The 26,190-nt window shown below is 47.6% G+C and carries 17 protein-coding genes, 1 tRNA gene, 1 rRNA gene and 1 riboswitch; of the genes, 14 read left to right on the forward strand and 5 right to left on the reverse strand.

Translation table 11 applies throughout. The features are described 5' to 3' along the window. The first annotated feature begins 9 nt into the window (after nucleotides 1-9). From LRP50_RS02930 to LRP50_RS02985, 12 genes are all read left to right on the forward strand, one after another. Nucleotides 10-981, forward strand: a complete 972-nt coding sequence (locus tag LRP50_RS02930; protein WP_274162986.1) for a DHH family phosphoesterase — start codon at nucleotides 10-12, stop codon at nucleotides 979-981. Between the two features lie 14 nt (nucleotides 982-995). Further along, a complete protein-coding gene (gene cysD / locus LRP50_RS02935) occupies nucleotides 996-1,913 on the forward strand; it encodes a sulfate adenylyltransferase subunit CysD (protein WP_274162987.1) in 918 nt (305 codons plus the stop codon). A 52-nt stretch (nucleotides 1,914-1,965) separates the two neighbouring features. Further along, on the forward strand, nucleotides 1,966-3,375 hold the full coding sequence (cysN, locus tag LRP50_RS02940; RefSeq protein WP_274162988.1) for a sulfate adenylyltransferase subunit CysN: 1,410 nt from the start codon (nucleotides 1,966-1,968) through the stop codon (nucleotides 3,373-3,375). Between the two features lie 63 nt (nucleotides 3,376-3,438). After that, nucleotides 3,439-4,512: a glycosyltransferase gene (locus LRP50_RS02945; RefSeq protein WP_274163016.1), complete on the forward strand. Its 1,074-nt coding sequence runs from the start codon at nucleotides 3,439-3,441 to the stop codon at nucleotides 4,510-4,512. Further along, complete coding sequence (locus LRP50_RS02950; RefSeq protein WP_274162989.1) at nucleotides 4,496-5,749, forward strand: O-antigen ligase family protein; 1,254 nt, start codon at nucleotides 4,496-4,498, stop codon at nucleotides 5,747-5,749. The genes LRP50_RS02945 and LRP50_RS02950 overlap by 17 nt, the downstream gene beginning before the upstream one ends. Further along, the gene (locus LRP50_RS02955) at nucleotides 5,749-6,561 is read left to right on the forward strand and encodes a putative capsular polysaccharide synthesis family protein (RefSeq protein WP_274162990.1); all 813 of its coding nucleotides are present in this window, start codon (nucleotides 5,749-5,751) and stop codon (nucleotides 6,559-6,561) included. The genes LRP50_RS02950 and LRP50_RS02955 overlap by 1 nt, the downstream gene beginning before the upstream one ends. Continuing rightward, nucleotides 6,561-7,622 (forward strand): glycosyltransferase family 4 protein, encoded by a 1,062-nt coding sequence (locus LRP50_RS02960; RefSeq protein WP_274162991.1) that lies wholly within the window; start codon nucleotides 6,561-6,563, stop codon nucleotides 7,620-7,622. The genes LRP50_RS02955 and LRP50_RS02960 overlap by 1 nt, the downstream gene beginning before the upstream one ends. A 3-nt stretch (nucleotides 7,623-7,625) precedes the next feature. Then, a complete protein-coding gene (locus LRP50_RS02965) occupies nucleotides 7,626-9,347 on the forward strand; it encodes an SLC13 family permease (RefSeq protein WP_337992896.1) in 1,722 nt (573 codons plus the stop codon). 10 nt (nucleotides 9,348-9,357) lie between these two features. Further along, entirely contained in the window at nucleotides 9,358-10,671 is a 1,314-nt protein-coding gene (locus LRP50_RS02970; protein ID WP_274162993.1) for a flippase, read from the forward strand. Nucleotides 10,672-10,787: 116 nt separating this feature from the next. Next, complete coding sequence (gene galU, locus LRP50_RS02975; protein ID WP_274162994.1) at nucleotides 10,788-11,651, forward strand: UTP--glucose-1-phosphate uridylyltransferase GalU; 864 nt, start codon at nucleotides 10,788-10,790, stop codon at nucleotides 11,649-11,651. A gap of 161 nt (nucleotides 11,652-11,812) precedes the next feature. Then, the gene (gene uvrA, locus LRP50_RS02980) at nucleotides 11,813-14,635 is read left to right on the forward strand and encodes an excinuclease ABC subunit UvrA (RefSeq protein WP_274162995.1); all 2,823 of its coding nucleotides are present in this window, start codon (nucleotides 11,813-11,815) and stop codon (nucleotides 14,633-14,635) included. Nucleotides 14,636-14,686: 51 nt separating this feature from the next. Next, entirely contained in the window at nucleotides 14,687-16,345 is a 1,659-nt protein-coding gene (locus tag LRP50_RS02985) for a Wzy polymerase domain-containing protein (protein WP_274162996.1), read from the forward strand. Between the two features lie 101 nt (nucleotides 16,346-16,446). Here LRP50_RS02985 and LRP50_RS02990 read toward each other — a convergent pair whose 3' ends face one another. After that, complete coding sequence (locus LRP50_RS02990; protein WP_274162997.1) at nucleotides 16,447-17,565, reverse strand: pyridoxal-phosphate-dependent aminotransferase family protein; 1,119 nt, start codon at nucleotides 17,563-17,565, stop codon at nucleotides 16,447-16,449. Nucleotides 17,566-17,781: 216 nt separating this feature from the next. After that, nucleotides 17,782-17,958: riboswitch (Lysine riboswitch) on the forward strand. A 108-nt stretch (nucleotides 17,959-18,066) separates the two neighbouring features. Here LRP50_RS02990 and lysC point away from each other — a divergent pair. Continuing rightward, nucleotides 18,067-19,419, forward strand: coding sequence for a lysine-sensitive aspartokinase 3 (gene lysC, locus LRP50_RS02995; protein WP_274162998.1), 1,353 nt, complete (start codon nucleotides 18,067-18,069; stop codon nucleotides 19,417-19,419). A gap of 107 nt (nucleotides 19,420-19,526) precedes the next feature. Here lysC and metH read toward each other — a convergent pair whose 3' ends face one another. Further along, nucleotides 19,527-23,201 carry a methionine synthase gene (metH, locus tag LRP50_RS03000; protein WP_274162999.1) on the reverse strand — a complete coding sequence of 1,225 codons (3,675 nt, stop codon included), beginning with the start codon at nucleotides 23,199-23,201 and terminating at the stop codon, nucleotides 19,527-19,529. A 191-nt stretch (nucleotides 23,202-23,392) separates the two neighbouring features. Between metH and LRP50_RS03005 the strand changes: the two genes are divergently transcribed. Continuing rightward, nucleotides 23,393-24,727 carry a cation:proton antiporter gene (locus LRP50_RS03005; RefSeq protein WP_274163000.1) on the forward strand — a complete coding sequence of 445 codons (1,335 nt, stop codon included), beginning with the start codon at nucleotides 23,393-23,395 and terminating at the stop codon, nucleotides 24,725-24,727. 78 nt (nucleotides 24,728-24,805) lie between these two features. Here LRP50_RS03005 and metA read toward each other — a convergent pair whose 3' ends face one another. The 3 genes from metA to LRP50_RS03020 form a co-directional block, all read right to left on the reverse strand. After that, nucleotides 24,806-25,759, reverse strand: coding sequence for a homoserine O-acetyltransferase MetA (gene metA / locus LRP50_RS03010; RefSeq protein ID WP_274163001.1), 954 nt, complete (start codon nucleotides 25,757-25,759; stop codon nucleotides 24,806-24,808). A gap of 153 nt (nucleotides 25,760-25,912) precedes the next feature. Continuing rightward, nucleotides 25,913-26,028 (reverse strand): 5S ribosomal RNA (gene rrf / locus LRP50_RS03015). Between the two features lie 14 nt (nucleotides 26,029-26,042). Continuing rightward, nucleotides 26,043-26,118 (reverse strand) — tRNA-Thr (locus LRP50_RS03020). Nucleotides 26,119-26,190: the final 72 nt, after the last annotated feature.

Genomic DNA, 26,190 nt, shown 5'->3' on the forward strand with positions numbered 1-26,190 from the left:
GCAATATAAATGAAGACAAGTTTTGATGTATTTAACGGCGATGCCGATGGGATCTGCGCACTGTTGCAACTTCGATTGGCCACGCCTAAAAACAGCGTACTTATCACGGGAGTCAAGCGAGACATTGCTTTGCTCAAACAAGTTGATCCCGCCATTGCGCAAGACGTTACCGTACTAGATGTTGCAATGGGTAAAAACCGTGCGGCTCTAGACAATTTGCTGTCTCAGGGTGTGCGAGTGTTCTATGCAGACCATCACAACCCTGACGAGATCCCAGAGCACAATGCGTTAACCACACACATCAACACCGCTGCGAATACGTGTACAAGCCTGATTGTCGATAAGCTACTCGATGGACGATACAGAGAATGGGCGCTAGTCGGTGCATATGGCGACAATTTGTTTGCAGTGGCAGATACGCTAGCAAACAAAGCAGGTCTGTGTGAACAAGATAAAAAAACACTCCAGCAGTTTGGTACTTACCTGAACTATAACGGTTATGGGTCATCTCTCGCTGATTTGCTGTTCTCGCCATCCGAGATTTATAAGCTCATGGCACCTTACCCTTCACCGTTTAACTTCATCACTGAACGACCTGATGTTTACGCAACCCTTGAGAATGGCTTTATGAGCGATAGCGAACAAGCCGCTTCTATCACGCCATACTCACAGCAACAAGGGTCATGTGTATACATGTTGCCTGATGAGGCATGGGCACGCCGAATTAGTGGTGTGTACTCCAACGATTTGGCTAACCGCGATCCGAATGTCGCAAACGCTGTGATAACAGCCAAAGCTGATGGCAACTATCTCGTCAGCATTCGAGCGCCACTTAACAATCGTGTAGGTGCAGACGAGCTCGCCTCGACATTCCCAACTGGAGGCGGCAGGAAAGCTGCAGCCGGCATTAATACCCTGCCCGCAGATTTACTCCCTGAATTCATTAAAGCGTTCCACCAGCGTTATCCGCTGGCAACGTAAGAAAAGGATCGATAATGGTGGACAAGATTTCCGTAAACCAAACCCATCTCAAGCAGCTCGAAAATGAATCCATTCATATCATTCGTGAAGTGGCTGCTGAGTTCGATAACCCAGTGATGCTTTACTCTATCGGCAAAGATTCAGCCGTTATGCTGCACTTGGCATTGAAAGCATTCCATCCAGGAAAGCCACCATTCTCGCTGTTGCATGTGGATACCACGTGGAAGTTTGGAGAAATGATTTCCTTTCGCGATGCGTTCACCAAAAAGCATGGCCTAAACCTAAAAGTTCACATCAACCAAGACGGTGTCGACATGGGCATCAGTCCTTTCGTGCATGGCAGTGCAAAACACACTGACATCATGAAAACTCAGGGCCTGAAACAAGCCTTGGACAAATATGGATTTGATGCGGCTTTTGGTGGGGCTCGTCGTGACGAGGAAAAAAGCCGCGCCAAAGAGCGGGTCTACTCTTTCCGCGATAAACATCATCGCTGGGATCCGAAAAACCAGCGCCCTGAGCTTTGGGATGTCTATAACGGCCGAGTCAATAAAGGCGAGAGCATTCGTGTCTTCCCTCTTTCTAACTGGACTGAGCTAGATATTTGGCAATACATCTACCTAGAGAACATCGACATTGTGCCTTTGTATTTTGCAAAAGAGCGCCCTGTTGTTGAGCGAGACGGCACTCTGATCATGGTCGATGACGATCGTATGCCTTTGGAAAAAGGCGAGAAGCCTGAAATGAAGTCAGTTCGGTTCCGTACCTTGGGGTGCTACCCACTCACAGGCGCTGTTGAATCTACGGCGGCAACACTCCCCGAAATTATTCAGGAAATGTTGCTGACCAAAACCTCTGAACGTCAAGGCCGAGTGATCGACCACGATCAGGCCGGTTCAATGGAACAGAAAAAACGAGAAGGCTACTTCTAAAAGCCTCAATTGCTCCCAGATGGAATTTGCTATTAGCAAATAAGGAAGACTCATGAGCCATAGCTCTGAACTGATAGCGTCAGATATCGAAGCGTATCTGCACCAACATGAAAACAAAGATCTGCTGCGCCTGTTAACCTGCGGCAGCGTCGATGACGGTAAATCCACTTTAATTGGTCGCCTTCTTTATGACACAAAGCTGATCTTTGAAGATCATCTTTCAACGTTACACAAAGACAACGCACGCGTTGGGAATGCTGGTGATGCACTTGACCTCGCATTACTCGTCGATGGCCTGCAATCTGAGCGTGAACAAGGCATCACCATTGATGTGGCTTATCGCTATTTCTCTACGGAAAAGCGTAAGTTCATTATTGCCGATTGCCCAGGTCACGAGCAGTACACCCGTAACATGGCAACCGGTGCATCTAATTGCGAATTAGCCATTGTAATGGTTGATGCGCGCAAAGGTTTGCTGACTCAAACACGTCGTCACAGTTACATCGTTAGTAAGCTTGGCATTCGCCATGTTGTTGTTGCTATTAATAAAATGGATTTGGTGAATTACGACGAGAAAGTCTTTGAATCTATCAAGGCTGACTACCAAGCCATGGCATCACAACTTGGCATCCCAGATGTTAGCTATGTGCCGTTGTCTGCACTAACTGGTGACAATGTCGTTAGCCTAAGTGAAAACATGCCTTGGTACACGGGTGAATCACTCATGGGTATGCTTGAGGGCGTCGAGATTAGTCGCGATCAAAACCTCGACTTGATGCGCTTTCCCGTTCAATTCGTTAACCGTCCGGATGATAGCTTTCGCGGCTATTGTGGCACGCTCGCATCCGGCATCTTGCGCCAAGGTGATGAAATCATCGCCCTCCCTTCGGGCCAAAAGAGCACCGTCAGTTCCATCGTCACTTACGATGGTGAATTGGAGGCCGTTGCCCCCAATAATGCCATCACAGTCACCCTAGCTGACGAAATTGATATTTCTCGTGGCGACATGCTGGTGCACGCCACGACCGCACCGGTTTCCACCGACCGAGTCACCGCCAGTTTGGTCTGGATGTCACAAGATGCGCTAAAAGCCCAGCATGACTATGACTTTAAGTTTGCAAGCCATAACGTCACCGGACGCATCACCGACATTGCACATAAGATCGATATCAATAATTTCAATACGCTTGATACGCAAGAACTTGCGCTCAACGAAATTGGCATTGCAGAGATCCATTTGAACTCACCCGTCGCGGTTGATCGCTACTCAGACATTCGTAAAACAGGCGCTTTCATTGTGATCGACCGGCTCAGCAACATCACGGTTGCTGCGGGTATGGTTGAAGATATTCATTCGGCACTCGATACCCAGCAAAATCGCACTTATACCGCCGCTGAAATTGCACTCAATCGCTACATTCGCGATCACTACCCTGAATGGGGCACTCAGTCCGTCGAATAGTCGGCAAGGAAGAAATGCATGAATACGGTGTCTTTGCATGCTGGTCAGGAGAGTGACGCACACATGTCAGTCAAGGTTTTGCATATTATCAATGACTTGTCACTCAATGGCGGTGCACAACGTTTTTTGATTGATCTGGTTTCACCGCCACCAGCAGGCTATGAGATCAAAATCATCACATTGAATGACACCAACGAGTTTTGTGACACGCTCGATGCACAAGGCGTAACGTATTACGCCTGGTGTCACTTATCGCTCAAAGAAAAATGGCAACTTTTACGCTGGCCTGACGTGGTTCACGGACACCTGTTTCCGTCCATTTATATCGCCTTGGCGGCCTTTGGAAAAAAACGCCTTCAAACCGAGCACAACAGCCATAACCGCCGCCGCGATCATATTTGGATGAAACCGTTCGAATATCTCCTTTATTGGCGATACCAAACCACGGTATGCATCACCGAACAAGTGCAAGAGGAGTTGGAGTCCTTTATTCCTCAGTGGAAAAGTCACTATCAGGTGATTTACAACGGCGTCGATTTAAGCAAGTTTTCGTTAACTGAAAAGCCGTTTCCACAGCCCACTGCACCGGTGCGTATAGGCATGGTGGGTCGCCTTCATCCTTACAAAGATCAGCCCACATTGATCCGAGCTTTAGCGCTTCTACCCGAAAGATATGAACTTCATTTCGCGGGCGAAGGTGACAGACGCGAAGAGTACCAATCGCTCGCGGCATCACTGGGCATTGAAAGTCGTGTGATATTTCATGGTATTCGTTCAGATATCCCCGACTTTCTCGATGGTCTGGATTTCTATGTACAAAGCTCAATCATTGAAGGTTTCGGCCTTGCCGCCGTAGAAGCGATGGCAGCAGGGCTCCCCGTGCTCGCGTCTAACGTGCCAGGGATCCGCGAAGTTATCGACTGCGAAACCAGCATGTTTGACGTTGGCGATAGTGAGGCATTGGCTTCTATGATTTCTAACGTCTGTGAAGACCCAGCAAGCTACCAAGCGGCAACACAGCGCTCAATTTCGCGCTGCCAACTCTTCACCTTGTCCGCGTTTCGTGAGCAGTACTATCAAGCCTATCAAGCATTAGTAAATGACAAGCAGAGGTTGGTGAATGGTAAAACCTCTTGAGCATTTGGCGGCCGCAGCCGTCATCCTGTTCTTTGTGCCAATGAAACTCAGCGTATCGGGTATAGATATTTACCTTGCTGATTTGCTTGGTATTGCGTCACTAGGGTTTATCGGGCTGATAGCCGCTCGAGGTCAACTGTTGCTGTCAACAATCAAGGCCGCGGGTTTCGTCTTGTTGTTTGTTGTGTATATCGTGATAGCCGGTATTGTCAGTAATGTCCCTGCAACACTGGTCATCATCGAGGTCATTCAATGGCTGTCAATTACAGCGTTTCTAGGTGTGCTTCACCAAAGTGGACTGCTGGCCTCCCCTCGATTTCTTTCCACCGTCGCTCTCTATGCATTAGCCGGCGCTGTGTATACCGCCATATGGCACTTCATTGTGTTCCCCGACCTAGGGAATTTCAAAAAACTCGGTAACACCAAGTACTTGTTTGGCTTCTCGTGCCTTCTGCTGTATTTGATGCGTGACCATATTCGCTTTAGCTACGTTTTCCTTGGTTTATCCATTGTATTGCTGGTGATGTCTGATGAGCGCAAGGCCTTCCTTGGCATCATTTTGATGGTTGCCTGCGACTATGTATTTTGTCGTAAATCTCATGATCTAAGAACCCAGAAAACTGTTAATGCACTAGGCTTCACGGTGTTATTTGGGGTAATACTCGCGTTGCTCTCAGCATGGTCACTATTGGGGATTTCAGCCATATTGAATCATTTAGAGTTTACCCCTTTGGATGTTTTATATGCAGACCAACAGCAAGCTCGTTGGGATTCAGAATTGTGGCGCAAGCTGCTACTCGCCAATGGTTTCTCTCTCTTTCTAGAGAACCCGATCCTTGGGGTCGGCCCAAAGATGCTGCCTGAGCACATTGTTGATTACTTTCAAAATCAAGAACTCGCTATTTATACCCATAACTTCGCACTCGATGTGGCCATCGAATATGGCCTCGTTGGCCTTACCATTTTGTTTGGCGGCTTCTTGCTCAGCATGCATCGTCTATTTTCACAGCGCTTCCAAAATCCTATTTCGTTTTTAATGGCGGTATATATTTTGGCCATGGTGCTGTTTGTTGCCATCAACAGCACGATCATGTTGATGTTTCTACTGCCATTTTTTATCAACACTCGGGTTCTCAACGAGCCAAGCGCAGTGCCTCCATCGCTAAACGTACGATATCTCAATCAGGCTGCATCAAAAACGCCGCTATCAAACGTCGCTATTCATAAGGATAAGTAATGAAATTCAGTCTGGCGCGCCAACGCGCCTTCGACCAAACCTTACGCCAAAAGGATTTCGTTCTGGTTTACCAAATGGGCAAAGTCGGCTCGTCATCTATCGAGGCATCACTGGAGCATGCTGATATACCGAGTTGGCACATCCACACATTTGATGACAATGAAGAATTCCAAATGTACCGGAATACGAAAGATGTGGCGTGTTTCTTTGATTGGCCTATCCATACTGCCTATAAGCTGACATTGGCACATCGTCTTCGTGTACTCAAAAAACGCGACCACCTAAAAATCATTACCTTAGTGCGAGATCCTGTTGCAACGGTGGTATCACGTTTTTTCCAAGATTTGCACATTCAGTTTATTGAAGGCAAAAAAAACCTTTCTATCCATGGAGACATGGACACAACCCTCAAACATTTAACCAACGCTTTTGAGAACCAAATGCGTTTGACGTACTTCACCGAATGGTTTGATCGTGAGCTTAAACGCCAGTTCGGCATTGATGTTCTTTCACATATCGCAGACCCAACACAAACCCACTGGCACATACAACAAGGTGGCTGTGAGGTGCTGCTGCTCAAATGTGAAGCCATCAACCAATCTGCTGACGTTTTGGGTGAATTCTTAGGTCAATCCGATTTCTTATTGCAATCAAGCAACGAAGCATCGAACAAATGGTATTCCGCGCTATATCAACGCTTCAAAGAAACCTATTCGTTTGAGCGTTTGTTTAGCCTTTACGATGCACCAATTTACAAGGCTATCTATAGCGAAGAAGAAATCGTAGGTTTCAAAAGAAAATGGAGCACGTGATGAAAACGATTCTTCACATCACTGAAGCATTTGGCGGAGGCATACAAACCGCCCTTTGCAGCTATGCTCGCTCATCGAAAGACGACCCAGTCACACACATATTACTCGCTCGACTTCGCCCAACAGATGACACAGGCATGGCGATTCACTCGCTGTTTTCAGACGTGAAAACCGTTCAGGGGGGATTGTTCACGTTTTATCTAGCTGCTCGCGACGCTGTCAAAGAACTTCAGCCCGATGTGATTCACCTGCATTCAAGCTTTGCTGGATTTCTCGGTCGCTTTTTACCAAAGGGCAATGCAAAGATGGTTTACACCCCTCATTGCTACTCCTTTGAACGCCAAGACATTTCCCCCTTGATGCAGCAGGTTTACAAACGCCTGGAGTCTTTGGAGCTGTCTCGCATTGATGTGATCGCTGGCTGCAGTGTTAGAGAGTGTGAACTTGCTCTGAGGTTGGGCGCTTCACGTGCCATACATCTCAATAACTATGCCAATCTCAGTGAAGATTCTAGTGGTAGCAATGTGGTCACCCCACAAAAATCGTCACCAAAGCAACGTCCACCGTTCCAATTGGTGGTGGTAGGACGAGTATCGGCACAAAAAGACCCTCAGTTCTTATTAGACACAATGAAAAGCTTGCAAGCGTTTCCTGAGCATGAACAAATCTCCATCACCTGGCTAGGCGGAGGTAACACTGAAAGTGAGGATGCCCTGAAACAAGCAGGAGTTAACGTAACAGGAATGATCCCTCACTCACAACTCATGCAGACGTTAGAAAACGCAGATCTATACTTACACACTGCCGCGTGGGAAGGCATGCCTCTGACTCTGTTAGAAGCTTCGCGCATGCAAGTCCCCATGATTCTGCGCATTATTGGCGCCACGGAAACGTTGGGCTTCCCTTACTTAGCGCAAACACCGCAAAACATGGCAGAACACATCGTCACATTTTGCCGAGAGCCAGATAACCCAAACTACCAAGCCGCGTTGAGTGAGATAAACCACGACTTCAGCGAGGAAAAACAACGCGCTGCTTTACTTTCCATTTACGGGGCGTAGTCAGTGAGTTGGGTGGTGGCACTACTTATATTAGGGTTACTGGTGGCACTGCTGTTCACCAGCCTTCGTCCTGCATTGGTGTTTGGAGGTGTATTCACTGCGTTATTAATCGCAGATGTTATCCCTGCTACCCAGCTATTCAATAATTTCACCAACCCAGCCCTGATCACCTTAGTGCTGCTGATACTGGTATCAGTGGTATTAGAGCGCACTGTGCTCATCAGTGTTTTGGGGCAATGGTGCACACGAGGCAGTTTGCGACGAGTCGCGCTGCAATCTACGATATCGGCGGGCTTTTTGTCTGCGGTGATCAACAACACTGCCGTGGTGTCTACCTTGATGAGGAGCATGACTCAAAGCACGCACTCAGGTAGCAAACTTCTCATTCCGCTCTCTTATGCTGCTATTTTAGGTGGCACCATGACGCTCATTGGCACATCAACCAACCTATTGGTGAATGGCTTCGCGCTGAATGCAGGTCTTGCTGGGATCCGCTTCTTTGACTTCACATTAGTGGGTGCCCCCCTATTTTTGCTAGGGATCATCGTGATCGTTTTCGTATCTCTCCCCCTGCTTCCTAGTCACAATGCCAGCACAAAAGGGGAAACACATCAGTATCTTTTAGAGTCCCGCCTCGACGCTGGCTCCTCCATGATTAATCAAAGTGTCGAAGCCAGTGGTCTTAGACACCTTGAGCGGTTATTTCTGGTTGAAATCATTCGTGGGGGCCGAGTCATTTCCCCCGTATCACCCAGTGAACTGCTACAAGCTAACGATGTACTGGTCTTTTCTGGCGATCTCGATGCCACCCCTCTGCTAACCCGATTCAATGGACTGACGCTCAATACTCAAGGTGAAAAGTTGCCATCCGACAATTTAATCGATGTTGTGGTGACCCCCAATGCCATGGTGTCGGGGAGAACCATCAAATCGCTCAACTTTCGGGTTCAATTTGGTGCTGCCGTCGTAGCAGTAAAGCGAGGTAGTCACCAACTTCGTGGAGGCTTAGGTCAGGTTCGTTTACAGGGTGGCGACCTACTCGTCCTTGCTGTCGGTGACGATTTTTATCGTCGCGGTAACCTTGCACAGAACTTTGTTTTAGTGGGGGAGCGCGAGCACGGCACCTTTCTAAGCCAGCGACAGTCCATGGCTTTTTTATTCGGTGCTGTCGCTGTTTTGATCGCAGGTTTCACCGACATACTGCCATTGCATAAAGGGCTTATTTTGCTCCTTGCTGCCGCAATAGGTTTCAAGTTGATATCGGTGCATGATCTTCGCCGTCGTTTTCCCTTTGAGTTGGTTCTGGTGATTGGCTCTGCCCTTGGTTTAGCGCAAGCCATCAGTGAAACAGGGCTCGCCGATAGCATTGCATCTACCATGATGATATTGAGCCAGAATGGCGGCCCCTTTGGTGCGCTAGTCATTTTGTATTTAGCCACATGGCTCATGACCGAGCTCATCACGAACAACGCCGCAGCCGCTATTGCCTTTCCCATTGGACTGGCTATCGCTGCGCAATATAACGTTGACCCTATGCCCTTTATCATGACAGTTGCATTTGCAGCGAGTGCCAGCTTCCTTTCTCCCTTTGGTTATCAAACCAACCTGATGGTTTACACCGCAGGACGCTACCAAACAAAAGATTACTTGAAAGCGGGAGCACCGCTTTCAGTTGTCTACGGGCTTGGCGTCATCACTCTTGTTCCACTTGCATTTCCTTGGTAAGGATCGAGTCATGTTTTCCGCTCTCATAAATCGTTATCAATCCTTAGCACCTGAGCGTCGGCAGTTTTTCGTTCATGCCGCCCTCGCTGCTCTGTTTCGCGTCTTTGCCGCAGGTGCAGCCTTTCTACTTAGCGTCGTTGCTGCTCGTGTGTTGGGTGCAGAACAGTCAGGGCTATTCTTCCTTGGCTTGAGTCTCGCTATATTACTTGGAACACTCTGCTTGCTCGGCATGGATAACGCCTTGCTTCGCTTTATCGGTCAATCACATGTTAGTGGTGATAGCACTCAAACCAACCAAGTGTTCACGAATGCCTATGTCGCGGTCTTACCGACCTCAACCCTCGCAGCTATCGCGGTTTTTCTTAGCTCCCCCTGGCTCGCTGATTCCGTCTTCAACAAACCCGAAGCCACGGCTACGCTGCAGTATTTTGCTTTTGCCATTCCATTCATCAGTCTTTTCTTCCTAAATGGCTATGCGCTACAAGCGACTCGAAACGTTATTGCCTCAGTCTGCTCTATGCAGCTTGGCGTCACCGTATTAACTCTACCCGCACTTCTGTACCTCCCCCATTACCAAACGATACCCTTATCAAGCAGTGCAGCAGTTCTCTATGTTATCGCTTCTGCCATCGTCGTTATCTCAGGGCTCAGGATGTGGTTTAAGGTAGCCGACCGTAAGGTTAGCTTTGATAACCTGCGCATGCCCTCGCTTTGGCAATCGGCGCCAAATCTCTGGTTAATATCAGCAACGGGGCAAGCCATACCTTGGGCGTCGGTTGTGATCGTTGGCTATTTTGCCTCAAGCGAAGAAGTGGCATTTTTCTCTGCAGCTCAACGAACATCCATGTTGATCAGTTTTATGCTCATGGTCGTAAACTTCGTCGCAGCACCGCGTTTTTCTGCGTTGTACAATGCGGGGGAATTTGAGCAACTAAAAAGACTCGCACAACTGTCAACGCGAATGATGATTGCATTTTCATTTCCCGTATTGGCGCTTGTATTGATTTGGCCAGATGCCATCATGTCTTTATTTGGAGCTGAGTTTTCTCAATCAGGACAATTGCTCGTTATTCTCGCTATCGGTCAGACTATTAATGTCATGACCGGCTCAGTCGGTTTCTTGCTCACCATGTGTGGCCATGAGAAAGACATGAAGAATGTCACCGTATTTGCTGGAATATTCACAGTGACATTAATGCTTGTATTGACGTCTTTATGGGGAATACTCGGTGCAGCGGTAGCAGTCAGTGTTGGTGTTAGTACGCAAAACTTGCTGGCATTAAGTAAAGTTAAACAACGTCTTGGTTTTTGGCCTATTGGCTAACCAATTTTCAAACCCAAGAATGCAACAAATCACCATGAGTTAGTGGTAACATTCCATCGCTCATGAAAAAATAATATGACTTACAGTTAGTTGGACGTAAAATTTAAGGATATCTGATGATTAAGAAGTGCCTATTTCCGGCTGCGGGTTACGGAACTCGTTTTTTGCCTGCCACCAAATCAATGCCTAAAGAGATGATGCCTATCGTCAATAAACCATTGATTGAGTACGGTGTAGATGAAGCGATTGAAGCGGGTATTGACGGCATGTGCATTGTCACAGGCCGAGGAAAGCACAGCCTGATGGATCATTTCGATAAAAACTACGAACTTGAGCATCAAATCAAGGGCACCAACAAAGAAACGCTGCTTGAAGATATCCGAGCCACCATCGATGCGGCATCATTTACCTATATCCGTCAAAAAGAAATGCGCGGTTTAGGACATGCTATCCTGACAGGACGTGATTTGGTCGGTGATGAAGCTTTTGCTGTCGTTCTGGCTGATGACTTATGTGTTAACCAAGACGAAGGTGTACTGTCTCAAATGGTTGCACTCTACAAGCAGTTTCGTTGTTCAATCGTGGCTGTTGAAGAAGTGCCAGATGACGAAACACACAAATACGGTGTGATTTCAGGACAAGAGATCAAAGATGACTTGTACCGTGTTGATAACATGGTTGAGAAACCAGAGCCCGGCACCGCACCTAGCAACCTTGCCATAATTGGTCGCTACATTCTGACCCCTGACATTTTCGACATTCTTGAAAAAACTGAACCAGGTAAGAATGGCGAAATCCAAATCACAGATGCATTGCTTCAACAAGCACAGAGCGGATGTGTTCTTGCGTACAAATTTAAAGGTGAACGCTTTGACTGTGGCAGTGTAGAAGGGTTTATTGAAGCGACCAACTACTGCTATCAAAACATCTACCTACAATCTGACGCACCAAAGCAACCTCAAAAAACAGTAAAGTGCTAGTGATCGTCTCTCATTCACTTCACGTTTAAAAGTATCAATGTAGAACCAAAGAAAGCTGTATATTTATACAGCTTTCTTCTTTTTCATTATGCAATATTGTGGGATACTTTCTTTCATCCGTTTTTCGTCAGAATCAACTCTGACTCGCAGGCAAGGTAGACATGGATACAATTGACGTCAGAGGGGCTCGCACCCATAACCTGAAAAACATTAACCTAACCATTCCTCGTGACAAGATGATTGTCATCACGGGGCTTTCTGGTTCAGGGAAATCCTCTCTCGCATTTGACACCTTGTACGCAGAAGGCCAGCGTCGATATGTAGAGTCACTGTCTGCCTATGCGCGTCAATTCTTGTCGCTGATGGAAAAGCCTGACGTCGACCACATTGATGGCCTCTCCCCTGCGATTTCTATCGAGCAAAAGTCGACCTCACACAATCCACGTTCTACTGTGGGGACAATTACCGAAATCTACGACTATTTACGACTCCTTTTCGCCCGTGTTGGTGATCCACGCTGCCCGACTCACGATGTGACGCTAGAAGCGCAGACAGTGAGCCAAATGGTCGATAAGGCGCTTGAGCTTGAAGAAGGCACCAAGCTCATGTTGCTGGCACCCATTGTGAAGGAGCGTAAAGGCGAGCACGTTAAAACACTCGAGAATTTGGTAGCCCATGGCTTTATCCGCGCACGTATCGACGGTGAAGTGTGCGACTTATCCGATCCTCCGACACTAGAACTTCACAAGAAGCACACCATCGAAGTGGTCGTTGACCGCTTTAAAGTTCGCGATGATCTGCAGCAGCGTTTGGCTGAATCTTTTGAAACAGCGCTAGAATTAACTGGCGGCACCGCCGTCGTGAGCCATATGGATGGTGACGGTGAAGATATGGTGTTCTCTGCCAACTTCGCCTGCCCACATTGTGGCTACAGCATGCAAGAGCTAGAGCCTCGTCTGTTCTCATTCAATAACCCAGCAGGCGCTTGCCCAACCTGTGACGGTCTTGGTGTTCAGCAGTATTTTGATGAAAACCGCGTCGTGCAAAACGAAGCCGTAAGTTTGGCTGGTGGAGCGATACGAGGCTGGGATCGTCGTAATTTCTACTATTTTCAAATGCTGACCTCGCTGGCAGAACATTACAAATTCGATATTGAAACGCCATGGCAAGACTTGCCTGATGCCATTCGTGATGTCGTACTCGATGGCTCGGGTAAAACCGATATCGCATTTAAATACGTCAATGATCGCGGCGACCTCACTGTACGCAAGCACCCGTTCGAAGGTATTTTGAATAACCTCAATCGTCGCTATCGTGATACCGAATCCATGGCGGTTAGAGAAGAACTGGCGAAATACATCGCCAATAAGCCTTGTTCAAGCTGCGGTGGGTCTCGTCTTCGCGAAGAAGCACGTCATGTGTTTATTGGCGATACCAACTTGCCTGCTGTGAGCGAGATGAGTATCCATGATGCCTTGACGTTTTTTGCTGATCTTTCACTGACGGGACAACGTGCTCAGATTGCCGATAAGATCATGAAAGAGATCCACGACCGACTGCACTTTTTGGTCAATGTCGGTTTAAACTACCTCAACTTATCACGCAGTGCAGACACACTCTCCGGTGGCGAAGCGCAGCGTATTCGCTTAGCGAGCCAAATTGGCGCAGGCTTAGTGGGCGTCATGTATGTATTGGACGAACCCTCAATTGGCCTCCACCAGCGCGACAATGAACGTCTATTAAGTACCCTGAACCACCTCCGTAATCTTGGCAACACCGTGCTGGTTGTTGAGCATGATGAAGACGCCATTCGCGCCGCAGACCACATCATTGATATTGGCCCAGGTGCTGGCGTTCATGGCGGCTTTGTCGTGGCGGAAGGGACATATGACGACATTATTGCCAACGAAAATTCACTGACGGGTCAATACCTCAGTGGAAAGAAAAGGATCGAGATCCCAACTCAACGCGTCCCTTATGACAAAAAACAAGTCGTAAAGTTAAAAGGAGCATCAGGCAATAACCTGAGAAGCGTCAATCTAACACTTCCTGTTGGTCTGTTTACCTGTGTCACTGGCGTGTCTGGTTCAGGCAAATCCACACTCATCAATGACACCTTTTATAAGATTGCCCACCAGCGCTTAAACGGCGCAACGACTGGCGAACCTGCGCCATTTAAAGATATCGAAGGGATTGATCACTTCGACAAAGTCATCGACATTGACCAAAGCCCGATCGGTCGTACCCCACGCTCTAACCCCGCGACGTACACCGGTATTTTCACACCAATCCGAGAGCTGTTCGCAGGGACACAAGAATCCCGCGCGCGCGGCTATAAAGTCGGACGCTTTAGTTTCAATGTTAAAGGCGGCCGTTGTGAAGCCTGCCAAGGTGATGGTGTCATCAAAGTGGAAATGCACTTCCTACCTGATGTTTACGTTCCGTGTGACGCATGTAAGGGTAAGCGATATAACCGCGAGACTTTAGAAATCCGTTACAAAGGCAAAACCATCGACGAAGTCCTAGAGATGACGGTTGAAGATGCTCGAGAGTACTTTGACGCTGTGCCAGCAATAGCCCGAAAACTCCAGACCTTAATGGATGTGGGTCTGTCTTATATCCGCCTTGGTCAAGCAGCGACAACCTTATCCGGTGGTGAAGCTCAACGTGTTAAACTGGCAAGAGAGCTGTCTAAACGCGATACAGGTAAAACATTATATATCTTGGATGAACCTACAACGGGTCTTCACTTCCATGACATTCAGCAACTGTTGAATGTATTGCATCGACTACGTGACCATGGCAATACTATCGTTGTCATCGAACATAACTTAGATGTAATCAAAACCGCGGATTGGATTGTGGATTTAGGCCCTGAAGGTGGCAGTGGCGGTGGTATGATCATTGCTGAAGGCACACCTGAACAAGTGGCAAAATCGAAAGAGTCGCACACTGCCCGTTTCTTGAAACCTTTACTCAGTTAGAATCGACGGTGAGCCGACAATCACTCATGACAGGTGCAAGATAAGTTAACCATGCCAACAACTCGATTCCAGTTTCATTGGCCATCATTGGTGGCCAAAAAACCTTTGGTGAAGCCCGTGCTGATCGCCATGGCTGCCCTGTTTCTGTTTTGTCTTCCCTTGAATCAGATCCAGCTTGTTGTTTCTGGCATTCAGCATCCGTCGATCGCACTGACATTATTATCAGCTGTCGCCATTGTTTGTTTCGGTTTATGGGAAGTTGCACGGCAAAAACGGATATCCACGACATCACTGACTCGGTGGTTGTCTCTTTGCGCATTCATTGCCTTGCTGCCAGCTTTCTATCAGCATGCCGACTTGAATGCTGCGCTGTGGCACGCATCCAGCATTGTTATTGCTCTCCTATTCTTTTGCACCCTGCAGCAATTCAGTTTTAACCATCTACAACGTCAATATTTATTGTGGCTTCCATTAATGTCTGGCTGGTTGATCGCTTTGCTCTTTTTTATGCCATCACTAGTAAGCCACTTCGGTTGGCAAGAAGCAGAGCAACAAGCCAATAACCTTCAACAAGATACAGCAAGTATTGTTTTGCTCACCTCACTCGCATTGTCGGCCTATTTACTTGCTAGAACACGGGTATACAAACGCAACTTAGTCCCCGTCCATGTCATCCTGCTGGCTACACCACTTATCGTCGTGCCAACACTGATGGCACTTGGGCAACCTTGGCTTGTGACAGTCGTACTGCTTATCATCATTCTGACTCAGCCTTTTCTCTATCGCTTTAGTCGCAAACTTCACCATGGCCTTTGGAACTGCGCGTTGTTGTTGGGCTTTTTGATTGCAGGCTATGCAGGGTGGCTAAGTTCTGGCGCTTTGTTCGCACCTCGCTACTCAGCACAAGAATTCAGTGCGGTAGAACAACTGCTAGCGGTATTAAAGAGCGCACAATTTGAGGGAATAGGACTAGGCCAGCAAGTGAGATCACAACTGCTTTTTGGTATTAGCACTCAGAATGTACTGCCCGTTCAGCCGTTTCCACCAAGCTGGTTAGCCCGACTACTTGCCGAAGGTGGCCTTGCACTTATTGTAAGTTTTAGTCTGTTTGTTATCTTGATTGTTCGCCGTTTGATGGACGCACCATGGGGTACTCGCCTTATGCTGACCGCCATCATGTTGCCATCTCTCGTCGGCATCACCTTGACGCCTTTTATCGCGGTGAATCCGACCCTCGCCTTACTGTTGATGGTACAGATCTATTGGGTGGACAACCTTTCCACACGCTATGAACGCACCTCGATTCGCTCTGCTATCTCAATAAAACTGCTTGGTTCTGCCACTCTCCTTGTGGCATCAACGCTGGTGCTGAGCTCTGTCTATTTAGGAGGGCAAGCGCTTCATACTTATCAAATCAACGACAAAAAGCTCCGCCAATACCAAATTCACCCTTGGTGGAATGACTTCTTTCAGGAAGAGGCAGGTAAGCGCGCATTTCTTCGCAGTGTTGAACGCAGAGATAAACAAGCCCAAGAAGCATATTTACATCAGCAAGTTCGTCGATTAACCAAAATCCCTAGTCCGGAGGGTTACCAGTCATTGATCGAGCTCGCCATGCTGACAGGCAACAAGACAATGGCAATGCATATTCAGCAAGAGGCGAATGCGCTGTTCCCCCATCGCGTGTTTCAACCAACCTTTAGCGAGTAATCACCATTGGCGTGATAAATAGCGAGCATAAAAAAACGCCTTCTTAGGCGTTTTTTATGCACATCTTCGTACTTGATGAAGTTATCACAGCAAAGAACTGACTAACCCAGCACATCCTTGAGTGCTTTGGCACACAGCGCGATATTCTCTTTTCTCGCGGTATGTCCCATCAAGCCAATACGCCAAGCTTTGCCTGCTAAGGCGCCAAGCCCTGCACCAATTTCTAGGTTGTACTCGTTCAATAAACGACTGCGTACACTGGCATCATCAACACCATCAGGAATAGCGACCGCATTCAGTTGTGGTAGGCGATAAGGCGCTTCAACAAGAAACGCAATGCCCAACGCTTCCAGTTCTGATTTGAGCAATTCATGCATATCGTGATGACGTTGCCATGCATTCTCTAAACCTTCCTGTTGTAACATCAACAGTGACTCGTGAAGGGCATACAAACTGTTTACCGGCGCTGTATGGTGATAGCTTCGCTTGCCTTCTCCACTCCAGTAACCCAGCACCAAGCTCTGGTCTAAAAACCAGCTCTGTACTTTCTGCTCGCGTTTCTGCATTTTTTCGACCGCGCGAGGTGAAAAAGTAACAGGCGACAGACCAGGCACACATGACAAACATTTCTGGCTGCCAGAATAAACCGCATCCAGTTGCCATTCGTCCACCAACAAAGGGACGCCCCCCAAAGAGGTCACCGCATCAACGATGGTCAGGCAATCATGCTCTTTCGCCAAAGCTGATAATGCCTTCGCATCGCTGAGTGCACCCGTAGAAGTTTCCGCATGCACAAATGCCAATACTGAGGCTTGAGGATTATCACGTAATGCTTGTTCGACTTTGGCTGGGTCAACGGGCTTGCCCCATTCATCGTCTACCATGACTGCAGTTGCGCCGCAGCGCTCAACGTTTTCTCGCATGCGATCGCCAAACACACCGTTACGGCACACGATCACGGTATCGCCCGCTTCAATCAGATTAACAAAACACGCTTCCATCCCTGCACTGCCAGGGGCAGAGACTGCTATCGTAAAGGGGTTTTCAGTTTGGAAAGCATATTGAAGTAACGCTTTGACCTCATCCATCATCCCCACAAACAAGGGGTCAAGATGCCCAATGGTTGGCTGTGATAGGGCTTGTAATACCCGCGGCGAGACGTCTGAAGGGCCCGGTCCCATCAAAGTCCGTTGTGGCGGAATAAATCTGGATATTGTCATTGTTAGTTCTCCATAAGCTTCCATTCGTAGCCTTACCCTATCACTGGATGCGTGTTTGCCAAACCCCTAAGCATGCATTATCTCTACCTCGATCATGGTCCAGTTACTCGACAAGATCGAAAAGAGCGGCAAAAGCTCGCAATCTATAATTGACAAAGTCATTACAAAACATTATCAATAGAGAGCAAATTTTATACGTTGAAATCTTCATCGTATAAACGCAGAAGAGGCGCGTCTATCAGGCAGTCTGTTTGCGGAGCCCCAACTCCTATGCAAACCGATCAGGGGATATGACGCCGAGATAACACCTAACCTTGGGGGTTAGGGTTGTCGGTCTAGAAGGTTGAATCCTTCGGATTGTCATCTCTGATGAGATGGAGCGCTTCTGGAGAAGTCACTTTTCTTCCCTACACGCCCTCCTGCTTTTTTTTTGCATTTCAACTATTTTAAATTTCGTTATTTTTGGATAACTCCATTCGCGATTGTGGGAGAGAAAAGGAAGTGAACGCATTAAATGTCGCAAAGTTTGGCGGCACGAGTGTCGCCGATTACGCTGCTATGTCTAACAGCGCATCGGTGATCAAAAGGAATTCTGACACTCGATTGGTTGTTATTAGCGCCTGTTCAGGCGTTACTAATCTACTGGTTGAATTGGCAAATGGCGTTGCCGATGCGAAGCGTCAGCAAGAAGTGTTAGCAAAGCTTGCTGATATTCATTTCAACATTTTGGAGCAATTGCCTGAAAGCACCGAGGTCGCTCACGCCGTCAATGAAGTGCTTGATGAAGTGGCGACTTTTGCAACGGCTGCAGCAAATGCTCCTTCAGATAGCCTCACCGACAGCCTTGTTGCTTGTGGCGAATTGATGTCGACCCATATTTTTGCGCACTTACTTAATGCGCAAGGCCTCGAGGCCGAACGTGTCGATGTCCGACAAATTCTGAAAACAGACAATGTCTTTGGTAAAGCGACGCCAGATTTAATTGAGACCGCTTTTCACGCACAAGGTATTCTTCGCCCGCTATGCGAAACAAAAGTCGTCGTCACTCAAGGTTTCATCGGTGCTGACAACGATGGCAACACTACGACCCTAGGACGTGGTGGTTCTGATTACAGTGCCGCCTTGCTCGCTGAAGCCGTGCAAGCTACATCCTTGGAGATCTGGACGGACGTGCCGGGGATCTACAGTACGGATCCTCGCATTGCGCCCGCAGCAAAACCTATTGCTGAAATTAGCTTTAGCGAAGCGTCCGAAATGGCAAATTTTGGTGCCAAGATTTTGCACCCATCAACCCTAGTACCGGCGATGCGACACGATATCCCTGTTTTTGTCGGTTCGTCAAAAGCTCCAGACCAGGGCGGTACGTGGATTCGACATACCGCGAAACACTCTCCGCTATTTCGCGCGTTAGCCTTGCGTTGCAACCAAACCATGGTGACATTGACCAGCCTGAACATGTTCCACGCTTATGGCTTTTTAGCCGAAGTGTTCAATATTCTGGCTAAGCATAAAGTCTCTGTCGATCTCATTACGACATCGGAAGTCAGTGTTTCCTTAACCTTGGATCAAACCAATACAAAAGGGGGCGCGCCAACGCTACCTGAGGGGGCAGAGAAAGAACTCGCTAAACTGTGCAAAGTCACCGTGGAACAAGATATGTGCCTCGTCGCGCTGATCGGCAATCATATGGGTGAGTCTCGCGGTGCGGCAGCGAAGATCTTTGGATCGCTGGAGGACTATAACCTTCGCATGATTTGTTATGGTGCCAGTAGTCACAACCTGTGCTTTTTAACCAGCACCAGTGATTCGAAAGACGTGGTGAAAGCCCTTCATAAAGAGTTGTTTGAGAACTAAACCTTATCGCCTCTTTCATGTGGTAGACGACAAAGACAATAGTAGACACAGAAAAGGCGCTCAATGAGCGCCTTTTGTATCGTTCATAATAAGTTAGGTTACGAACACTAGCCCAGATTCGGCCCTAGCCATTTATCGGCTTCGATCAAATCCCATCCTTTACGATCGGCGTAGCTGTCTCGCTGATCCTCTTGGATCTGTGCAACCGCAAAGTAGCGCGATTCAGGGTGCGAGAAATACCAACCCGATACCGCAGCACCTGGCCACATTGCATAGCTTTCAGTAAGGATCATGCCAGTGTTTGCTTCTGCATCCAACAAGCTCCAAATCTTGCCTTTCTCTGTATGCTCAGGGCATGCAGGATAACCCGGTGCAGGGCGAATACCTTGATACTTTTCACGGATCAGATCTTCGTTTGCCAATGCTTCATCAGGTGCATAGCCCCAAATTTCTTTACGCACGGCTTCATGCATGTACTCAGCAAATGCTTCCGCCAAACGGTCAGCAACCGCTTGAACCATAATGGCGTTGTAATCGTCGCCTTTCGCTTTGAACTGCTCTGCGATGTCGTATTCGCCAATACCACCTGTTACGGCAAATGCGCCAATCCAGTCAGCCTTACCACTCTCTTTCGGCGCAATGTAATCCGACAAGCAGTAGTTAGGACCTTTTGGCTTTTTCGTTTGCTGACGCAAGCCATTCAACACGGTGAAAACCTCAGTACGAGATTCATCGGTGTAAACCTCAACATCGTCATCCACGCTATTGGCTGGGAACAAGCCACACACGCCATTGGCTTTGATCATGCCTGTGCGTTCTATGTCATCCAATATTGCATTGGCATCATCAAACAGACGCTGCGCTTCTTCACCCACCACTTCATGGCGCAAAATTGTTGGGTACTTTCCGCTAAGCGACCAGGTCATGAAAAATGGTGTCCAGTCGATATATTTGCGAATTTTCGAGACTGGGAAATCAGTAAACACATGCACTCCGGGCTTATTAGGCACGGGTGGCATGTAAGCATCCCAATCAATCGGCACTTTATTTGCACGTGCTTCTTCAAGAGTGACAGGTGGCGTACGCGGCTTCTTACGCGCATGTTGTTCACGTACGGTCACATACTCAGCCTTTGTACGCTCGACAAATGCAGGACGATGTTCGTCTGACAACAGCGCCGAACAAACACCCACTGCGCGGGATGCATTAGACACATACACCACAGGCGCGTGGTAGTTTTCTTCAATCTTAACTGCCGTGTGCGCTTTTGAGGTGGTGGCTCCACCAATCAGCAGTGGTAAATCAAAACCACGGCGTTCCATCTCTTTGGCAACGTGCACCATTTCGTCAAGCGATGGAGTGATCAGGCCACTCAAGCCAATAATGTCGACATTCTCTTCTTTGGCAACCTGCAAGATTTTGTCGCAAGACACCATGACGCCAAGATCAATGATTTCGTAGTTATTACACTGCAACACCACGCCCACGATATTCTTACCAATGTCATGCACATCGCCTTTCACTGTGGCTAAGAGAATCTTACCGTTAGTTTGCCCTGCTTGTTTTTCAGCATTGATATAAGGTTCGAGGTAGGCAACCGCCTGTTTCATCACGCGTGCGGATTTCACCACCTGCGGCAAGAACATCTTACCTTCACCGAATAAATCACCCACCACGTTCATGCCTGCCATCAATGGGCCTTCAATCACTTCAAGGGGCTTACTTGCTTTCGCGCGGGCTTCTTCCGTATCTTCAACGATAAATTCGGTGATCCCTTTCACCAAGGCATGCGATAAACGCTTCTCAACGTCCCAACCGCGCCACTCTTGCGCCGTGCGATCCTCTTTAACCTCACCCGTCCCGCGGTATTTGTCTGCAATATCAAGAAGACGCTCTGTACCATCATCGCGTCGATTCAATACAACGTCTTCCACTGCCTCACGAAGTTCATCAGGAAGATCGTCATAAATCGCAAGCTGACCTGCGTTGACGATCCCCATGTCCATGCCGTTTTTAAAACAGTAATAAAGGAAAACAGCGTGAATCGCTTCACGAACAGGGTTGTTACCACGAAATGAGAATGACACATTCGACACGCCGCCCGAAACCATCGCATGTGGTAGGGTGCGTTTGATATCACCGACCGCCTCAATAAAGTCGACCGCGTAGTTGTTGTGCTCTTCAATGCCCGTCGCCACCGCAAAGATGTTCGGGTCGAAGATGATGTCTTCTGGTGGGAAGCCCACCTCATTCACCAAAATGTTATAGGCTTCAGTACAAATTTCCGTTTTACGCTCGCGCGTGTCCGCTTGGCCCACTTCATCAAATGCCATCACGATAACCGCGGCGCCGTAGCGACGAATGAGCCTGGCTTGTTCAATGAATTTCTCGACACCTTCTTTCATGGAAATCGAGTTAACAATAGGCTTGCCCTGCACACACTTCAGGCCAGCTTCTAAGATTTCCCATTTTGATGAATCAACCATGATGGGAACTTTCGAAATCTCAGGCTCTGTCGCACACAAGTTGAGGAAACGCACCATGGCTGCTTCCGCATCCAACATGCCTTCATCCATGTTGATATCGATGATCTGTGCACCCGCCTCGACCTGCTGACGCGCGACTTCTAATGCTTCATCATAAAGCTCTTCTTTAATGAGGCGCTTGAAGCGGGCCGAACCCGTCACGTTAGTACGTTCACCCACATTGATGAATAAGGTGTCGGGCGCAATCGTCAATGGCTCAAGGCCAGACAAGCGACAGTACTTTGGCAAATCCGGAAGCGTTCTCGGTTTCACATTACGAGTAGCTTCCGCCATTTTTCGAATGTGTTCAGGTGTCGTACCACAACAGCCCCCCACCAGGTTTAAGAAACCACTTTGTGCCCACTCCGCGATGTGTTCAGCCATGTCTTCAGGGCTGAGGTCGTATTCACCGAATGCATTTGGTAAACCCGCATTGGGGTGAGCAGACACAGAACACTCAGAAATACGTGACAGTTCTTCAACGTATTGACGCAATTCATCAGGACCCAACGCACAGTTAAGGCCAAAGGAGATAGGTTTAACGTGTCGTAGGGAGTTATAAAAAGCTTCGGTCGTTTGACCAGACAGGGTACGACCGGATGCATCAGTGATCGTGCCTGAAATCATAACAGGCAGTTCAATACCGTCTTCGTCAAATACCGTCTCGACAGCAAAGGTACACGCTTTGGCGTTCAAGGTATCAAAAATAGTTTCGACCAAGATGATGTCTGCACCGCCAGCAATCAACGCACGCGTGGATTCAGAGTAGGCTTCAACCAATTGATCAAATGTAACGTTTCGATAGCCCGGATCATTCACATCAGGGGAAATAGAGCAGGTGCGGTTCGTTGGACCAAGTACGCCAGCAACAAAACGCGGTTTATCGGGATTTTTTGCCGTCCATTCATCAGCAACTTCGCGGGCAAGCTTTGCCGCTTCTAGATTGATTTCCGAACTAAGCGATTCCATGTCGTAGTCGGCCATGGCAATCGTGGTGGCATTAAAGGTGTTGGTCTCAAGAATGTCTGCACCCGCTTCCAGGTACTCAGCATGAATTTGTTTAATGAGCGCTGGCTGCGTCAGGACTAAAAGGTCATTGTTACCCTTTAGATCAGAATGCCAATCAGAAAAACGCTCACCACGGTAATCAGACTCATCCAGTTTGTAGTCCTGGATCATGGTGCCCATACCGCCATCAATAATGAGAATGCGCTCAGCCAACAGTTTTTTTAGTATGTCCTTACTACTCACAGCCACAAATTCCTTCTTAAATTGCTCGCTAATTGCATAGTAACATAGCTTAATTGGAAATCTAGACGTCTATTCGCTTCTCACTCTCAGCCGATCCCTGAAAACACTCGGATTTGTTGTAGTTTTCTTGCTCGCATAGATCTATATTTCGTTACAAATTTTTGGGTTCTCCTTTTTTCGCTAACATGAGGTCACCTATGACCGTCTATACAACACTGTGCTTTCTCGCAGCCGCTGCCATGGCTATTGCATTTATCAATAGCAAAATTGGTCAAATGCAAACAACCATTGCAATCACTGCTGGCGCACTGATTCTCTCTCTCGGTATCGTGATTTCAGGCCAGAACAACTGGTTTGATTTAAAAGACTTGGCCGCAGAGACTCTCAACGAAGTGCACTTTGATGACTTTTTGCTAAAAGGTGTGCTTGGATTTCTTCTGTTTGCAGGTGGTCTCGGAGTCAAACTCCCAAACTTAAAAGATCAGAAATGGGAAATCACGGTTCTTGCCCTAGGGGCAACCTTGGTCTCCACCTTCTTTATCGGCGGTGCTGCCTGGTTGTTCTTCCAGCTCATCGGGATTCAGTTTGATTTTATCTACTGCCTTCTTTTTGGCTCTTTGATTTCACCAACAGACCCCATCGCTGTTCTTGCCATCGTTAAAAAACTAGACGCGCCAAAACGTATATCGACTCAGATTGAAGGTGAATCATTATTCAATGACGGATTTGGTTTGGTCATCTTCATCACCTTATTTACGATCGCCTTCGGTACAGAAACACCAACGGCATTGGGTGTTGTTGAACTCTTCTTGCATGAAGCGATTGGCGGCATTGTTTACGGATTCTTACTTGGGCTCTTGTTCCATTATCTTATTTCAAACACCGACGACCATTCTATGGAGTTACTGCTAACCCTCGGTATTCCAACTGCTGGTTATGTATTCGCAGGCTTGATTGGCGTATCTGGTCCATTGGCCATGGTGGTTGCCGGTATCATGATTGGAAACTGGACACGCTATATTGGTTTCTCCAAGGAAAGCGAAGACCACCTCGATCATTTCTGGGAGCTGGTTGATGAGTTCCTAAATGGGGTGTTGTTCTTATTAATTGGCCTGAGTATGTTGACCTTTAGCTTCCACAAAGAAGATTGGATCATCATGGCTTTCGCAGTGCCTTTGGTGCTTCTCGCACGTTATTTGAGTGTTCGCCTTTGCTATGTTGGTTTTAACCGCTATCGCGATTACAACCCGTTCGCCGTGCGAATTCTTACTTGGGGGGGGCTGCGTGGTGGCTTGGCCATTGCGATGGCAATGGCGGTACCCGCAGGCTATATGGTCCTGCCGGAGAAAGATATCGATGTACGAGAGATCATTCTTGTCATGACTTACGCCGTGGTCGTGTTCTCAATTCTCGTGCAGGGCTCGACGATCACGAAAATGATTGAGAAAGCGAAAGTGGCGGAAAGGGACATGGAAATTAAGCCGCGCGTGCCAACACAAAATGAAGATGCCGTAGAGAAGAAGGTGGAATAACCGTTCTCTCCAAGCTCCAAAATAGACACGAAAAAGCCTGCTTTAAGCAGGCTTTTTTTGGATCGTTGGATTGGTAATTTACGCGTCTTCGTCTTTGGTGAATGCGTCTTCTGAGAAGTGATCCAGGTCGAATGGTGTTTGCTGGTAAACACAGTAGTTCAACCAATTGGAAAACAACATGTAGCCATGGCTGCGCCAGCTCACATACGGGTCTTTTGATGGATCGTCATCAGGGTAATAGTTGACAGGAATAGGTGGCTCCATTCCTTCCCCCACGTCTCGTACATATTCATTATGTAAGGTCAGTGGGTCGTACTCTGGATGACCCGTGACAAACACATTACGCTTATCCTTTGTCGCTGCCAAATACGTTCCTGCCGTTGACGATGTCGCCAAAATATCAAGATCCGTATGTTCAACAAGAAAGTCTGGAGAGAAATCTGCATAGCGAGAGTGTGGCGCTAAGAATGCATCATCAAAGCCACGAAGAATCGGGTTATGGCTGTGTTCTTTATTGGTATTGTGCCAATACACACCAGACAGTTTTTCTTTTCGGGTTTTCTTTGGCAAGTCGTACAGTAACTTCAATCCCGCTTGAGCTGCCCAGCAGACATATAAGGTCGACGTCACATGGTCTTTAGCCCACGTCATAATATCTTGTAGGTGATCCCAATAAATAACATCTTCAAATTGAACAAGACCTAACGGTGCACCTGTTACGATTAACCCATCGAAGTTACGCTCTCTGATCATCTGAAATTGACGGTAGAAGGTATCAAGGTGCTCCGTTGGTGTATTTTTGCTTGGCCTGTCATCTATCCGTAGAAGCTCTACATCAATTTGAAGTGGACTGTTTGATAACAAACGCATGAACTGCGTTTCAGTCTCAATCTTCTTTGGCATGAGATTGAGTAGCAAAACTTTAAGAGGACGAATGCTTTGGTTTGCAGCGCGAGTTTCAGGCATCACGAAGATGTTTTCCTGACGCAATGTACTGGCCGCGGGCAGTTGATCAGGAATTTTAATGGGCATCTTAAAGCACTCCCTTCTTAAGATGTATAGACGTCTAGAATTCCATTAACCCTATATCATCCGAAACATCTCTTCAAGACTATTTATGAGAATTGAATTTGGCGTGCATATACGAAAAAACCCGCAGCGTTTCCGCTACGGGTTTGAAGAGGTATCTGGCAGTGACCTACTCTCACATGGGGAGACCCCACACTACCATCGGCGCAGCAACGTTTCACTTCTGAGTTCGGCATGGGATCAGGTGGTACCATTACGCTATGGCTGCCAGAAAAATTTTTAAAGCTGGTGCTGATACCCAGATTCGAACTGGGGACCTCACCCTTACCAAGGGTGCACTCTACCAACTGAGCTATATCAGCGAATTTTTCTTCAACAAAGTCTTACTGAATACTGCTTTGTTATATAACCCGTCTATTGAAAATAGACAGATT

Source organism: Enterovibrio gelatinilyticus (genome assembly GCF_028683095.1).
Taxonomy (GTDB): Bacteria; Pseudomonadota; Gammaproteobacteria; order Enterobacterales; family Vibrionaceae; genus Enterovibrio; species Enterovibrio gelatinilyticus.

Coding starts and splice junctions, on each gene's coding strand:
- LRP50_RS02930 (WP_274162986.1), top strand. CDS start 10: ATGAAGACAAGTTTTGATGTATTTAACGGCGATGCCGATGGGATCTGC.
- cysD (WP_274162987.1), top strand. CDS start 996: ATGGTGGACAAGATTTCCGTAAACCAAACCCATCTCAAGCAGCTCGAA.
- cysN (WP_274162988.1), top strand. CDS start 1,966: ATGAGCCATAGCTCTGAACTGATAGCGTCAGATATCGAAGCGTATCTG.
- LRP50_RS02945 (WP_274163016.1), top strand. CDS start 3,439: ATGTCAGTCAAGGTTTTGCATATTATCAATGACTTGTCACTCAATGGC.
- LRP50_RS02950 (WP_274162989.1), top strand. CDS start 4,496: ATGGTAAAACCTCTTGAGCATTTGGCGGCCGCAGCCGTCATCCTGTTC.
- LRP50_RS02955 (WP_274162990.1), top strand. CDS start 5,749: ATGAAATTCAGTCTGGCGCGCCAACGCGCCTTCGACCAAACCTTACGC.
- LRP50_RS02960 (WP_274162991.1), top strand. CDS start 6,561: ATGAAAACGATTCTTCACATCACTGAAGCATTTGGCGGAGGCATACAA.
- LRP50_RS02970 (WP_274162993.1), top strand. CDS start 9,358: ATGTTTTCCGCTCTCATAAATCGTTATCAATCCTTAGCACCTGAGCGT.
- galU (WP_274162994.1), top strand. CDS start 10,788: ATGATTAAGAAGTGCCTATTTCCGGCTGCGGGTTACGGAACTCGTTTT.
- uvrA (WP_274162995.1), top strand. CDS start 11,813: ATGGATACAATTGACGTCAGAGGGGCTCGCACCCATAACCTGAAAAAC.
- LRP50_RS02985 (WP_274162996.1), top strand. CDS start 14,687: ATGCCAACAACTCGATTCCAGTTTCATTGGCCATCATTGGTGGCCAAA.
- LRP50_RS02990 (WP_274162997.1), bottom strand. CDS start 17,565: ATGACAATATCCAGATTTATTCCGCCACAACGGACTTTGATGGGACCG.
- LRP50_RS03005 (WP_274163000.1), top strand. CDS start 23,393: ATGACCGTCTATACAACACTGTGCTTTCTCGCAGCCGCTGCCATGGCT.
- metA (WP_274163001.1), bottom strand. CDS start 25,759: ATGCCCATTAAAATTCCTGATCAACTGCCCGCGGCCAGTACATTGCGT.